The sequence below is a fragment of the Actinoplanes sp. NPDC049599 genome, assembly GCF_044465625.1.
In the GTDB taxonomy this organism is placed as follows: Bacteria; Actinomycetota; Actinomycetes; order Mycobacteriales; family Micromonosporaceae; genus Actinoplanes.
On record NZ_JBITLX010000007.1, the window covers coordinates 202,003 to 215,342 of the forward strand.

General features: G+C 74.4%; 11 protein-coding genes and 1 pseudogene. 8 read left to right on the forward strand and 4 right to left on the reverse strand.

Features of this window, described 5'->3' with window-relative positions; all coding sequences use genetic code 11:
- Positions 1-52: 52 nt before the first annotated feature.
- Positions 53-1,492 carry a hypothetical protein gene (locus ACIBQZ_RS15840; RefSeq protein WP_396089329.1) on the reverse strand — a complete coding sequence of 480 codons (1,440 nt, stop codon included), beginning with the start codon at positions 1,490-1,492 and terminating at the stop codon, positions 53-55.
- 144 nt (positions 1,493-1,636) lie between these two features.
- Between ACIBQZ_RS15840 and ACIBQZ_RS15845 the strand changes: the two genes are divergently transcribed.
- The 6 genes from ACIBQZ_RS15845 to ACIBQZ_RS15870 all read left to right on the forward strand — a co-directional run bounded on the left by ACIBQZ_RS15845 (position 1,637) and on the right by ACIBQZ_RS15870 (position 6,762).
- A complete protein-coding gene (locus ACIBQZ_RS15845) occupies positions 1,637-3,214 on the forward strand; it encodes a hypothetical protein (RefSeq protein WP_396089330.1) in 1,578 nt (525 codons plus the stop codon).
- A 23-nt stretch (positions 3,215-3,237) separates the two neighbouring features.
- Positions 3,238-4,098, forward strand: a complete 861-nt coding sequence (locus tag ACIBQZ_RS15850; protein ID WP_396089332.1) for a hypothetical protein — start codon at positions 3,238-3,240, stop codon at positions 4,096-4,098.
- A gap of 99 nt (positions 4,099-4,197) precedes the next feature.
- Positions 4,198-4,920 (forward strand): energy-coupling factor ABC transporter permease, encoded by a 723-nt coding sequence (locus ACIBQZ_RS15855; protein WP_396089333.1) that lies wholly within the window; start codon positions 4,198-4,200, stop codon positions 4,918-4,920.
- Entirely contained in the window at positions 4,917-5,264 is a 348-nt protein-coding gene (locus tag ACIBQZ_RS15860) for a PDGLE domain-containing protein (protein WP_396089334.1), read from the forward strand. Before ACIBQZ_RS15855 ends, ACIBQZ_RS15860 begins: the two co-directional genes overlap by 4 nt.
- Positions 5,264-6,025, forward strand: a complete 762-nt coding sequence (gene cbiQ, locus ACIBQZ_RS15865; RefSeq protein WP_396089335.1) for a cobalt ECF transporter T component CbiQ — start codon at positions 5,264-5,266, stop codon at positions 6,023-6,025. The genes ACIBQZ_RS15860 and cbiQ overlap by 1 nt, the downstream gene beginning before the upstream one ends.
- Positions 6,022-6,762: an energy-coupling factor ABC transporter ATP-binding protein gene (locus ACIBQZ_RS15870; protein ID WP_396089337.1), complete on the forward strand. Its 741-nt coding sequence runs from the start codon at positions 6,022-6,024 to the stop codon at positions 6,760-6,762. The genes cbiQ and ACIBQZ_RS15870 overlap by 4 nt, the downstream gene beginning before the upstream one ends.
- Positions 6,763-6,831: 69 nt before the next feature.
- Here ACIBQZ_RS15870 and ACIBQZ_RS15875 read toward each other — a convergent pair whose 3' ends face one another.
- Positions 6,832-7,284: a hypothetical protein gene (locus ACIBQZ_RS15875; RefSeq protein WP_396089339.1), complete on the reverse strand. Its 453-nt coding sequence runs from the start codon at positions 7,282-7,284 to the stop codon at positions 6,832-6,834.
- A gap of 30 nt (positions 7,285-7,314) precedes the next feature.
- Complete coding sequence (locus ACIBQZ_RS15880; protein ID WP_396089340.1) at positions 7,315-7,824, reverse strand: RICIN domain-containing protein; 510 nt, start codon at positions 7,822-7,824, stop codon at positions 7,315-7,317.
- Positions 7,825-8,025: 201 nt separating this feature from the next.
- Between ACIBQZ_RS15880 and ACIBQZ_RS15885 the strand changes: the two genes are divergently transcribed.
- Both ACIBQZ_RS15885 and ACIBQZ_RS15890 read left to right on the forward strand, forming a co-directional pair.
- The gene (locus ACIBQZ_RS15885; protein WP_396089341.1) at positions 8,026-11,682 is read left to right on the forward strand and encodes a BTAD domain-containing putative transcriptional regulator; all 3,657 of its coding nucleotides are present in this window, start codon (positions 8,026-8,028) and stop codon (positions 11,680-11,682) included.
- A 91-nt stretch (positions 11,683-11,773) separates the two neighbouring features.
- Positions 11,774-12,949 (forward strand): hypothetical protein, encoded by a 1,176-nt coding sequence (locus ACIBQZ_RS15890; protein ID WP_396089342.1) that lies wholly within the window; start codon positions 11,774-11,776, stop codon positions 12,947-12,949.
- A gap of 14 nt (positions 12,950-12,963) precedes the next feature.
- Here the strand turns inward: ACIBQZ_RS15890 and ACIBQZ_RS15895 are convergent.
- Positions 12,964-13,197, reverse strand: a pseudogene (locus tag ACIBQZ_RS15895) (aldo/keto reductase); the annotation flags it as partial.
- Between the last annotated feature and the right edge of the window lie 143 nt (positions 13,198-13,340).

Here is a 13,340-nt window from a genome sequence, read left to right on the forward strand (position 1 = left end):
GGCACCCCCCGACACCCGGACCGGCGCGTCGACCGGCCCGCCGCCCGGCGGATCAGCCGAACACCTGCAGGAGGCGGCCGATCAGGTCCGCCGCCGGCGCCGCGATGTCCGAGGCGCGGGCCACGATCTCCGACACCACCTTCAGCCGGTCCACGACCCCGCGGCCCTGCGGAAGCTCCCGGGCCGCCTCGTGCACCGCGGTGGCTGCCCGCTCCCGGTCGGCCTCGGGCAGCGCGGTGCTGGAGAGCACGAGCCGCAACAGCTCCCGGAGCTGCACGGCCTCGTCGGACGAGGACCCGTAGGTGTTCTGGAAGTCCCGGATGACGGTGTCGACGGGCCGGTTGATGAAGGTGGTGGGCCCGTGGAAGTGGAAGTTCTCCGACATGACGCTCCTCCTGAGGTCGAGGACAACCGTGTGCAGGGTGTCCCGGATCTGCTGCTCCGCGGCCGCCACCCGGCGGAAGGCCCGCAGTTCGACGGCTTCGGCGTCGGGACCCAGCTCGGTGCGGGGCACGCTCGCCCGGGGCAGCGCCCGCAGCACCTGGCCGAGCGCCTCCGCTGAGTCCTCCGCGGCCACCGTGCCCAGGGTGCGGGCCGGCTGCGCGGCCGGCTGCGGCCGGCCGCTCGCGGCCTCGGCGACCAGGTGGAACAGCGTCCGCAGATACTTCGGCGAGACGGACTCGACGGGAAATACGATGCGGCGTGGCGAGTCCACCCCCCCCCGGAACAGCACCAGACACGGCAGGTCGGCCGGGCTGACGTCGAGAGCGCGGGCGATGTCGTACGCCTGGTGCTTGTCGAACGGCTGCCAGCGGAGCCACCGCATGGTGCCGAACACGCGCAGCAGCGGCTGTTCCAGGCGTGGGCGCCAGTACCGCAGGGCGGTGGCCCACCGGGCCGGGCGCTCGATGACGAAGATCCGCAGGGTCCCGCCGCTGAGGGCGTTCAGCTCGTCGAAGTGGACCCGCACGTACGTGGCGAGCTCGGTGTCGGCGTCGGTGTAGAGCAGCGCGCCCCAGACCCGCGGGATGCCTCCCGAGGGGAATTCCGCCGAGCCCAGCACCAGCGCCGCGAACAGGTCCCTCGGCGAACGGACGGGCAGCACCAGCGGCAGCGCCCGGGGCACCCGGGGCGTCCACGACAGGAACAGCTCGACGGTGTCGCCGTCGCAGAGGCCGAGCTGCTCCAGCGTCTGCTCGGCCGACAGGTCACCGTCGGCGTACGGACACCGGATCCACCCCTGCCAGCGGCCGTCCTCGTGGCCGGCGAGCGGCTCCTCCCGGACGGCCAGCCACGCGGTCGTCCTCAGCTCGCCGACGGTCGCCGAGTCGGGGACATGCACCTCGATCGCGTCGCCGAACACCGCCTCGTCCAGCGACCGCCACCTGCCGACCGGGTCCGCACCCGCGAGCAACGCCGAGCCCCGGGCCAGCGCGTGCCTGACCTGCTCGCCGACCGAGGCGCCCTGCCGCACCACCACGCGCAGCCGCATCGCTCACCCCCGTCCGTCCATCGATCTCACCACATCGATGCGAACCGGCACCCCCGCCGACCGCGCGGAGCAATTCCGGCCCGGTCCGATCCGGGAGCTGCCGGATTCCGTACTGATCAATGCCACCGACATGGAGGTATCACCATGCACGGACTCCCCGAGGCCGGTCCCACCGACGGAACCGCCGCGGCACCGCCGCCCGACTGGCCGGCTCCGGGCACCCCGCTGCCGGGTGAGGAACCGACGATCGAGCTGCCCGTCGTGACCGCGGCCATGCTGGCCGAGCACCCGCCCGCAGCTGCCGAGCACCCGCTGATCACCGCCGGCCACCCGCTGGTCACCGCCGAGCATCCGCCGGTCACCGCCGAGCATCCGCTGGTCACCGCGGAGCATCCGCCGGCCACCGCCGGCCACCCGCTGGTCACCGCCGAGCATCCGCCGGTCACCGCCGGCCACCCGCTGGTCACCGCCGAGCATCCGCCGGTCACCGCCGAGCATCCGCTGGTCACCGCGGAGCATCCGCCGGTCACCGCGGAGCATCCGCCGATGCCGGCGAGGCAGGAGCCGGCCGCGGCCCGACCGGCGAGGTCCGCGTGGGCCCGGCGCATCCCCGCGCTGGAACGGCGGGGTCCCCGGCCGGCCCCGGCCCCGGCCCGGACGGTCGCCCTGGACGACCTCCTCGATCCCCCGGGCGACCCCGCCGACACCGCCGGCCGGATCCACCCGGCCTTCCTCAACCCGGCCTTCCTCGGCCCGGCCACCGGCGCCGATCAGAACCGGCCCGCCGGAACCGATCAGGCCCGGCCCGGCGGCACTGATCAGGCCCGGCCCGCCGGCGCCGATCAAGCCCCGCCCGCCGGCGCCGATCGAACGCAGTCCGGCGACGCCGATTCAGCCCTGCCCGGCGGCACCGATCAGAGCCGGTTCTCGGGCACCGGCCAGGTCTGGCCGGCCGCTGCTGACGAGCCCGGCCGTCGCTGGACGGTGGGCGCCGGGATCGCGGCCGCCGCCCTGCTGCTGACCGGCGCGACCGTGGTGGCGCTCACCCACGACCGGGGCAGCGACGCCGGCGGATCCGCCGGCTGGAGCCCGCCGGTCGCCGCCGCCCCCGGCGCCCCCGCGGCGGGACACACGGTGACCGCGGCGCTCGACGGGCGTACCAGTGCCGGGTTCGACCTGGTGGACGGCGCCGTGCGCGTCACCCTGCGCACCGCCGATCTCGGCGGTGACCTCTACCGGATCAGCACGCCGGCGGCCGGCGCCGCCCGGCCGCGCGCCGAGGATCGCGACGGCCGGGTGCGGTTGCGGCTCGACGGTGACGCCCAGGCCGTGGACATCACCCTGCACGCCGCCGTGCGCTGGGATCTGCGGGTCGCCGGGGGCGCCGAGCTGTCCACCATCGACCTGAGCGCGGGCCGGGTCGGCGGGGTGGCGCTGACCGGCGGCGCGAGCCGGATCGAGCTGGCGCTGCCGCGGCCGGACGGCACGCTCGCGGTGCTGATGAGCGGCGGGGTCAGCAGCTTCGCCGTGCGCACCGCCGGGCCGGTCCCGGTGCGGGTCCGGGTCGGGCGGGGCGCCGGGCAGGTCACCCTGAACGGGCAGCGGCACGCCGGGGTGGCCGCCGGACGGACGTTCACCCCGGCGGCCTGGGCCGGTGCGGTGGACCGTATCGACGTGGATGCCGTGGCCGGGATGGCGGCCCTGACCGTCGCGCCCTACTAGCGGGTAATGACAGGATGGCGGGCATGACCGATGTGACGCCCGCCCTCGCCCGTGAGGCCTGGCGGCTCGCCGAGCCGCTGCACGCGATGATCTATTTCGTGCCGGAGGTGCGGGAGCGGTTCGCCGCGCTCGGCCTGCCGCCGGTGGCCGACTACTTCGCCTCGCGGGGTGCCGCCCTCGGCCCGGTCGGTCCCGGCCCGGTGGTCGCGACCTTCTACAACTTCCATCCCGGCCTGGTGGCGCGCGCGCTGCCCGCGGCCTGGCAGGTCGTGACGCCGGCGACGGCGGTGGCGGTGCGGCTCGACGCCGCCGGCGCGGCGCTGACCCGGGGCCTGGGCGACGACGTGGTCAAGAGCCCCGAGGTGGCCGAGGCGGCGGAGCTGGCCCGGCGGGCGGCGGAGTCGGCGGTCGCGTACGCCGCCGGGCGGCCGCTGTTCGCCGCGCATGCCGAGCTGGACTGGCCCGACGCCCCGCACCTGGTGCTGTGGCACGCCCAGACCCTGCTGCGTGAGTTCCGCGGTGACGCGCACGTCGCCGCGCTGCTGGTGGCCGGGCTGAGCGGGTTGCAGTCGATCGTCCTGCACGCGGCGTCGGGGCAGGCCAACGCCACGTTCCTGCGGGCCAGCCGGGGATACACCAGGGAGCAGTGGGCCGCGGAGGTCGCGGCGCTGCAGGAGCGGGGACTGCTGGCCGGCGAGGAGCTCTCCGACGCGGGCCGGGCGCTGCGGGAGGGCATCGAGGCGGACACGGACCGGCTGGCCGTGCCGGCGTACCGGGTGCTCGGCGCCGAGGGCGCCACCCGGCTCGGTGAGCTGGCCCGGCCGCTGAGCCGGACCCTGGTCAAATCGGGCTTTCTGAGCGCCGCGGCGCCGCCCCGCAAGTGATCCACATCCCAGCCGCCCCGGCGTTGTTGCCAATGCTTTGCAATTGCCAGGCAACTCCATATGCTGGATCGAGTCGTTCCCGGGCGCGGAGGGGTTCTCATGGACATCGAGGCGATGCACATCGCCAACGGGATCGTGAACGGCACCGTGTCGGCGATTTTCGCCGCCTTCGCCGCGCTCGCCCTGGCGGTCTGCGTCTGGCGCGCCCGCGCCGACCTGGACGACCGGCTCGCCCCGATGGCCGGGCTGGTCGCCGCGTTCATCTTCGCCGTGCAGATGCTCAACTTCCAGGTGCTGCCCGGGGTCTCGGGCCACCTGCTCGGCGGCACGCTGGCCGTGGTGCTGGTCGGGCCGTGGGTCGGCGCGCTCTGCGTCTCGACCGTCCTGATCATCCAGTGCCTGCTGTTCGCCGACGGCGGCCTGACCGCCCTCGGGCTGAACATCACCAACATGGCGATCATCGGCACGGCGGCCGGCTACCTGCTGGTGGCGGGCCTGCTGCGGATCCTGCCCAAGACGCCCGCGGGGCTCGGGGCGACCGCCCTGATCGCCTCGGTCATCGGCGTCGTGGCCGCCTCGCAGGGCTTCGTGTTCGAGTACTGGCTGGGCGGCACCACCCAGCTCTCGCTGCCCTGGGTCTCCGGCACGATGGCCGCCACCCACACGCTGATCGGCATCGGTGAGGGCCTGATCGCGGCGACCACCGTGGCGACCGTGGCCCGGGTGCGCCCCGACCTGGTCTACGCCCTGCGCCGCTTCCGCAAGCCGCCGCCGGCCGTGACACCGGCCACGCCGGCCACCGTCTCGGGCGGCGCCGCGTGACCCGGCGGCTCGGCTGGTTCCTGGCCGGCGGCCTGCTGGTCGCCCTGCTGCTGGCCGGGGTGGTCAGCAACTTCGCCGCCGGCAGCCCGGACGGGCTGGACGCGACGGCCCGCGAGGGCTGCACGTTCGGCGCCGACGGGCAGATCACCGGCGGCACCTGCATGCTCCAGCGCGAGCAGGCACACCAGGCCGAGGACAGCCCGCTCGCCGGCTACGGCATCCGCGGCATCAGCAACCCGCACCTGTCCACCGGGCTGTCCGGGGTGCTCGGGGTGCTGGTCACGTTCGCGGTCGGCGGCGGCGTGTTCTGGCTGCTGCGGCGGCGCGCCCCGGGGAAGGTCTGATGGGCGCCGGCCACGCGCACCCGCTGCACCTGGACCGGCCGAGCCCGGTGCACGCCCTGGCCCCCGAGGTGAAGATCCTTGCGACGCTGCTGTTCACCGTCGTGGTGGTGGCCACCCCGCGCACCGAGTTCCTGGCGTTCGGCGGCTACGCGCTGCTGCTCGCGGCGGTGACCGTGCTGGCGCGCGTACCGGTGGGGTGGTTGGCCAAGCGCGCCACCATCGAGCTGCCGTTCGTGGTGCTCGCCGTCGCGCTGCCGTTCGCCGGGCACGGCGAGCGGATCACCTGGCTGGGGTTGTCGCTGTCGGTCGACGGGCTCTACGGCGCGTGGAACATCGCGGCCAAGGGCACGCTCGGGGTGATCGCCTCGCTGCTGCTGGCCGCCAGCACCACCATGCGCGACCTGATCCTGGGCCTGGACCGGCTGCGCTGCCCGCGGGTGTTCACCCAGATCGCCACCTTCATGCTGCGTTACCTGGACATCCTGGCCTCCGATGCGCGCCGGATGCGGATCGCCCGGCTCTCCCGCGGCTACGACCCGCGGTTCCTCTGGCAGGTCAAGGCGTTCGCGGTCGGCATCGGCGCGCTGTTCCTGCGGGCGTACGAGCGCGGCGAGCGGGTTTACCTGGCGATGGTGTCACGCGGCTACGACGGCCGGCTGCCCCGGCCCGAGGCCGCGGGGGCGAGCCGGGCCGACTGGGCGCGCTCGGCCGTGCTGCCTGCCGCCGCGGCGGTCATCGGGCTGGCGGCGGTGCTCGGATGAGCCTGGAGATCGCGGGGCTGACCTTCGCGTACCCGGACGGCAGCGTGGCGCTGCGCGGCGTCGACCTGAGCGTCGGCGCCGGTGAGCGGGTCGCGCTGCTCGGGCCCAACGGCGCCGGCAAGACCACCCTGGTGCTGCACCTCAACGGCATCCTGCACGGCGGCGCCGGCACGGTCGAGGTGGGCGGGCTGCGGGTGGACGCCGGCGACCGGTCCCGGCTGGCCGAGATCCGCCGCCGGGTCGGCATCGTCTTCCAGGACCCCGACGACCAGCTGTTCATGCCGACCGTCGCCGAGGACGTCGCCTTCGGGCCGGCCAACCTCGGGCTGCGCGGCGCGGAGCTGGACGCCCGGGTCGACGAGGCGCTCGAAGCCGTCGGCATGGCCGCGCATCGCGACCAGGTGCCGCTGCACCTGTCGTTCGGCCAGCGCCGCCGGGTCGCGGTCGCCACCGTGCTGGCGATGCGGCCGGAGCTGCTGGTGCTGGACGAGCCGTCGTCCAACCTGGACCCGGCCAGCCGCCGGGAGCTGGCCGAGATCGTCGAACGGCTGCCGGTGACGGTGCTGATGGTGACGCACGACCTGCCGTACGCGATGCAGCTCTGCCCCCGCGCGGTGATCCTGGACGGCGGCCGGATCGTCGCGGACGCGCCGACCGACGACCTGCTGGCCGACGGGGACCTGCTCCGGGCGCACCGCCTGGAGCTGCCGTTCGGCTTCCATCCGGTACGGCGCTGAGCGCCGCACCGGCACACCGCGCCAGTGCTGGCCCACGGTGTGCCGGTCCGGTCAGGTCGACCTCTGCGCTCAATTGACGGTGATGGTTCTCCGGGCCAGTTGGACGGTCTGCTGGCTGCCGGTCTGCATGTCGTACAGGTACAGCGACCACGTGATCGTGGAGCCGCTCGTGACCGCCCGGACCTGCCGGGAACCGCCGAGAGAGATCCACTCTCCCGCGCCGCCGAAGCCGGGGCCGACGATGTAGGCCACCGGAGCCGGGCAGTACTGCGGCACGATGTTCCACTGCACGGTGACGAATTGGCCGTAGTTCGCCGGCGACGGCGCCGAGATGGTGCCGGTGCTGGCGATCGTGCAGAACAGGCCGGGCTCATCGGCGTAGGCGGGTGCCGCCGAGCCCACGACACCCAGCGAGCCGGCGAGGGCCGTTGTCATGACCGCGGCGGTGACCGCCGCTGATCGGCGGGACCGGGCCAGCATCGTGCGCAGCACGCGCCGGGCCGTTGACCATAGCTTGGACATCTGTATCCCCCTGTAGACAGTGGCCGCGGATTATCGAGGTGTGTAGAAGGCCTGGGCCGGAGTGTGGTTGCAGGTCCAGATCTGCAGGACGGCGCCGGCGGAATGCGATCCGCCGGATACGTCGAGGCACTTGCCGCCCGCCTTGAGCGTGAACAGGCTGCTGGTGGGAAGCGAAAGGGAGGAGCTCCAGACCTGGTTGCTGATGCCCGCGCACGGCCAGGTGTCGACCGGGGTGCCGTCGGTGTACGGGCCGTGGGCGTCCATGCAGCCGAGGGTGTACTGGTTGACCAGCCGGTATCTGTCGCTGCCCAGCGAGATGGTGTTCCACTGCTGTTCGAGGCTGCCGTTGCAGGGTTCCTGCACCAGCTGCGCGCCGATCGTGAGGTTGCCCGGCGGCGGCTGGATACACATGGCGCTGTTGGAGTTGCGGATCTCGAAGGGTGGCCCCGCAGCGGCGGCCGGCGGCGCACCGGACAGGGCGAACGCCGTCGACAGCACAGCGGCGAACAGGAGACCGATGAGGCCGCGTCGCTTGATCATGAATGCTCCAGGTGGTCGAGGAGAACGGTTGTTGCTGGCCGACACTGTGCGGATCGGCGCTGCAACCGCCCTGCAACGGCGCTGTCGACTGTGCGACTTGGCCGGTCCGGGCCGGCCCGCTGATCGATACGATGCGTCGATCGAGCTGCTCAGCGGGGGTGTGTTGTCGTCCAGATACGGCTGCTCGGACCCGTCGACGTCGTGGTCGACGACGTGCCGCGACCGGTGCGCGGGCTGCGGCGCAAGGCCGTGCTCACGGTCCTGGCCCTGCACCGCGGCGAGATCGTCAGCACCGACCGGCTGATCGACATCGTCTGGGGCGCCGAGCGGTCGTCGGTCGTCGTGAACACGCTGCAGAGCCACATGTCGCACCTGCGCCGGGTGCTGGGCCGGCCGAGCGCGATCGTGCCGCGGCCGCCCGGCTACCTGCTGGAGCTCGGCCCCGGCGGCACCGACGCCGAGGTCGCCGAGGACCTGGTCAAGCAGGGCACCCGGGCGACCGATCCGGCTCGGCGCGGGCAGCACCTGCGGGCCGCGCTGCGGCTGTGGCGGGGCCGTCCGCTGGCCGACCTGGCCGGGGTCCCGTGGCTGGAGGAGCAAGCCCAACGCCTCGACCAGCTGTGGCTGCAAGCCACCCGGGCGCTGATCGAGACCCGCCTGGCGCTGGGGGAACACGCGCAGCTGCTGCCCGAACTCGAACGGCTGGCCCACGACCACCCGCTCGACGAGCAGATCCAGGAGCAGCTGATCCTGGCCCTCTACCGCGGCAACCGGCAGGCTGACGCGCTCGCCGCGTTCCGCCGGCTGCGCTTGGCCCTGGCCGACCAGCTGGGCATCGACCCGAGCCGGACCCTCCGCGAGCTCGAGGCGGCCATCCTCCGGCAGGACCCGGCCCTGCAGGTCGCGGCGGCGGCGGTGATCACCACGCGGGCCGGCGCCCGGCGGGTCCGGTTGGGTCATGCCGAGGTCGTCGGACGCGTGGCGGAGCTGGCGGCCCTGCGCGACGCCGTGCACGACGCCGCCCGTGGCGAGGGCGGTGCCCTGGTGCTGCTCGGCGAGTCCGGCATCGGCAAGACGCGGCTGTCCGTCGAGACCGGGCAGCTGGCCGGTCAGTGCGGGATGAGTGTCCTGGGAGGCCGCGCCGCCACGGCCACGGTGCAGTTCCGGCCGCTGTCCGAGGCGCTGCTCACGGCGCTGCGCCGGTACGGGCTGCCGGACGACCCGGACCTGCTGCCGTATCTGCCGGCCCTGTCGCGGTTGGTGCCCGAGTGGCGCACCGCGGCGCCGGCCGTCGGCGACGACTCGCTGGTGGTGCTCGCCGAGGCGGTCCTGCGGCTGCTGATCACCTGGGGCGGGGCGCACGGCTGTGTCCTGATCCTGGAGGATCTGCACGACGCGGACGCCGACACCCTCGCCGTCATCGACTACCTGATCGACAATGCGGCCGGGCAGCGCCTGCTGGTGCTCGGCACCGCCCGCCCCGAGCCGGGTCCGGCGTTGCAGCTGGTCCGCGCCGCGCAACGCCGCCGGGCCGCGGAGGTGATCGAGCTGAGGCGTCTCGACGACGACGCCGTACGGCGCCTCGCCGGGGCCTGCCTCGGGGTGGCCGCCGACGAGGTGCCCGAGCCGGTGGCCGACCAGCTGCTGCGGAGCGCGGACGGATTGCCGTTGCACGTCGAGGAGCTCCTCGCCGGGATGGTCGACGACCGGGTGCTGGTGCCGGACGGCGAACGGTGGAGGCTGACCGCAGCGGTGCCGGCACCGCTTCCGGTCAGCCTCGTCGCCACGCTGACCGGCCGCGCCGAGCGGCTCAGCCCGGACGCCGTGGCGGTGTTGCAGGCCGCCGCGCTGCTGGGCCGGCGGTTCCCCGCGTCGGTGGCGGGTGCCGCCGCCGGCGTCACGGAGAAGCTGCTGACGCAATGCCTGCGCGAGGCCGTGGACGCGCAGCTGGTCGTGTCGTCAGACGATCCGGCCTGGTTCGAGTTCCGGCACGCGTTGACCGCCGCAGCGCTGCAGACCCGGCTGCTGCCGATGGAACGAGCCGCGCTCGCCCGCCGGGCGGCACCCGTGGTGGAGTCGTCGGTGCTCCTGACGGCCGGGGACCGGGAGCTGCTGGCCGCCGAGCTGTGGATCGTCGCGGGTGAGCCGCGCCGGGCAGCCGAGTGGTTCGGCGCGGCAGGGCGTCGGGCCGCCGCGCACGGCGCACTGTCCACCGGGGTCACCCTGCTGGAACGAGCATTCTCCCTGGCCCGGGCACGACCGGACGGGGACGGCCCGGCCGGCGCTCAGGCCGAAGCGCTCGGCGCGGCGTTGCTGGACGCCTACGCGCGGGCCGCCCGGATCGGCGACGCCTACGGGCTCAGCGCCGAACTTCGCCGGGCCACCCCCGGCCGGCGGGCGGCCATGCACCTCTGCCTGGCCAGGGTCGCGGTCGCGGCCGGCACCTGGAAGCAGGGCCTCGACGAGGTCGCCGCCGGGCGCCGGCTGCTCGGTGCCCGTCCCGACCCGGCGGAGGAAGCCCGCCTCGATGCCGTCGAAGCGGCGCTGATCCTGGGCAACCCGACTGCGGACCGGCTGCCGGAAGCGGTACGGATGGCGGAGCGGGCACTGCACGGCGCCGAGCAGACCGGCCAGCCGGACATCGCCTGCAGCGCCCTGGAGACGCTCGGACGCTGCGCCCGGCTGCACGACCTCGCCGGCGCCGACGCGCTCTACGAAACGGGCCTGGCGATCGCCGAGGCGCACGACCTCGCCGCCTGGCGGATCGCCCTGCTGTACCACCTCGGCGCCGACGACGGCATCCGCGACGCCGGCACCGCCCGGCTCACCGAGGCCCTGGCCGCCGCGGAACAGGCCGGCGCGGTGGTCACCGCTCTCGACATCACCTTGGAACTGTCGGTCGTGCGGATCTGCCGCGGCGAGGTCACCGCGGCGGCGGCCGCCACGGCCCGCTGCGAGCAGAGCGCCGCCCGGCTGCGGCTCACCCACACCCGGCTGATCGCCCTCGGTGAACGGATCATGGTCGCCGCCCACCGCGGGCGGCGCGAGGAGGTCGACGCGCTGATGGTCCGCTACCGTGATCTGGGCGGCGAGGACGACGACTTCGCCTCGGCCGTCCACGGTTTCGGGCTGGCCATCGGCCACCTGCTGCACGAGGACGCCGACGCGGCCCGCGCCGAGTCGGACGCAGCCGTGGCGCTGGAGGCGCAGCGGCCCCCGTCGTATCTGTCGTTCGTGCCCGGGCCGCACCTGCTGCTGTCCGTTCTCGACGGCCGCGCGGGTGCCGCCGAATGCGACTCCCTGGGCGGCTCCGCCCAGGTTCAGGCGGGCTGGAACCGCCAGTTCGTGACCCTGTCGCAGGCGGTCGTGCACGCCCGGGCGGGCGACGTCGCCCGGGCCGGCGACGCGATGGACCGGTTCCTGCGGGAGTCCCGGCCCTACCCGCTGGCGCGCCACCTCGGCCTGCGGCTGGTGGCGGCGGAGGCCATCGAGGGCGGCTGGGGCGATCCGGTGGCCTGGCTGCGCGCCGCCCTGGCCCACTTCCACGACTCGGCGCCCGCGGTGGCCCGGGCCTGCCGGGCGTTGCTGCGCAAGGCGGGCGTCACGGTGCCCCAGCATCGGCAGGGATCCGCCGCGCTGCCGGCGGCGCTGCGGGCACTCGGCATCACCGTCCGCGAGCACGAGGTGTTCCTGCTCGTACGGCAGCACCTGACGAACCGGGAGATCGCCCGCCGGCTGTTCCTGTCCCCGCGCACCGTCGAGAAACACGTCGCCGATCTGCTGACGAAGACCGGCACAGCCAACCGGTCGGCGCTGGCCACCTTCGGAGACGTCAGCGCCGTGCCGGAATCTGGGTAGTCACGCCCGCAATCCGGGGGCCCGGGAACCTCCGGTCCGGGTACGGCGCCGGGCACGATGGCCTCATCCCGTAGCCGAATGGAGTTCTGCCGTGCGCCTCCGCCACACCATCACCTTCGCCGCAACCGCGCTGTTGTCGGCGATCCCCGCCCTCATCGGCGAACCCGCGTCCGCCGGGGTTGATGCCGGATGGACGGTCGCTCCGCCGGTGCCGGCACCCGCCGGCGCCACCGACAGCGTCCTTCGCGACGTGAGCGTGCTGTCGCCGTCCAGCGTGTGGGCCGTCGGCGCCTGGTGGGCCGGGAAGACCCATCCGCTGGCGGTGCGCTGGGACGGGACGGCGTGGACGGATCTGCCGGTGCCGGACACCCTGCCGCCGTCCGAGAACTACAACCTGGCCGCCGTCGACGCCGTCACCTCCGCCGACGTCTGGGCCGTCGGCAGCATCGAGTCGCAGGCGACAGGCACGCTGATCCCGTCCGCGCTGGCCGTGCACTACGACGGCAACGCGTGGACCCCGGCGCCGGCCACGGCGGATCCCGGCGCGACGCAGAGCGCCCTCGCGGACGTCGACATGCGCACCGCCACCGACGGCTGGGCGGTGGGTCACCAGGTGGTGGGTGGCCTGCCGGCCCAACCGTTGATCCTGCGCTGGGCGGTCGACCACTTCACGCCGGTGTCCGTACCGAAGATCGGCTCGGCCGCCCGGCTCACCTCCGTGTTCGCCGGTGACGACGATGCCTGGGCCGTCGGTAGCCTGCAGAACGCGGCCGGTCGCCAGGAGGCGCTGGTGCTGCACTGGGACGGCGCCGGATGGTCCCGGCAGACCGTGCCCTCCGCCGGCGCCGGCGACGAGACCCTGCAGAGCGTGGCCGCGAGCGGCCCCGGCGAGGTGTGGACCGCCGGATCGACCTGTCCGCCGACCGGCACGCACGGGTGCGCACCCCGTGTCCTGCGCCTGGTCCGAGGCACGTGGCAGGCCGTCCCCACGGCATTCGCCGCCACGGCGAACGAGGTGGTGCCGTTCTCCGCCACCGACGTGTTGATCTTCGGGGAGACGACGACGCATCAGGACCACATCGAGCACTGGGACGGCGTACGGTTCACCACCGACGGCAGCGTCCCGCCCGCCACCGGCAACGGCCAGCCCGCCTCGGCGGTGGCACTTGCCGGCGCCTCCGGTGACCGGGCCACGGGCGCGCTGTGGGCCGTCGGCTGGACAGGCGACAGCCTGCATCGCGCCCCTCACGTGATCTACCGCGGCTGAGCACAGGCCGCGGGTCAGCCCGCGATGGCGTCGAGCTCCTTCACCGCGTCCGCCGGCGGCACCAGGTGCGCGACCGTGGACGTACCCGGGATCAGCAGGATGCTCGGCGAGCGCTGGAGCAACCAGGCCAGCGCCACCTGCTGCGCCGACGCGCCGATCCGGGCGGCGACGGCGTCGAGCGCGCCCGGCTGCAGCGGGCTGAAGCCGCCCAGCGGGAAGAACGGCACGTACGCGATCCTCTCGCGGGCGCACCCCGAGGTGCCGGATCAGGCCCTGCTCGGCGCAGCTCGGCCGGCACCCCCGAACGGCTCGGCGATCGAGCCCGGCGTGGGCCGTGGGACTGCCGGTGTCACCTTCACGTCACCCAATAGTGTGTGCCACACGCTATAGT

Bases quoted from the DNA above. Each gene is read 5' to 3' on its own strand.
- ACIBQZ_RS15840 (WP_396089329.1), bottom strand. From the start codon at position 1,492: ATGCGGCTGCGCGTGGTGGTGCGGCAGGGCGCCTCGGTCGGCGAGCAG.
- ACIBQZ_RS15845 (WP_396089330.1), top strand. From the start codon at position 1,637: ATGCACGGACTCCCCGAGGCCGGTCCCACCGACGGAACCGCCGCGGCA.
- ACIBQZ_RS15850 (WP_396089332.1), top strand. From the start codon at position 3,238: ATGACCGATGTGACGCCCGCCCTCGCCCGTGAGGCCTGGCGGCTCGCC.
- ACIBQZ_RS15855 (WP_396089333.1), top strand. From the start codon at position 4,198: ATGGACATCGAGGCGATGCACATCGCCAACGGGATCGTGAACGGCACC.
- cbiQ (WP_396089335.1), top strand. From the start codon at position 5,264: ATGGGCGCCGGCCACGCGCACCCGCTGCACCTGGACCGGCCGAGCCCG.
- ACIBQZ_RS15870 (WP_396089337.1), top strand. From the start codon at position 6,022: ATGAGCCTGGAGATCGCGGGGCTGACCTTCGCGTACCCGGACGGCAGC.
- ACIBQZ_RS15875 (WP_396089339.1), bottom strand. From the start codon at position 7,284: ATGTCCAAGCTATGGTCAACGGCCCGGCGCGTGCTGCGCACGATGCTG.
- ACIBQZ_RS15880 (WP_396089340.1), bottom strand. From the start codon at position 7,824: ATGATCAAGCGACGCGGCCTCATCGGTCTCCTGTTCGCCGCTGTGCTG.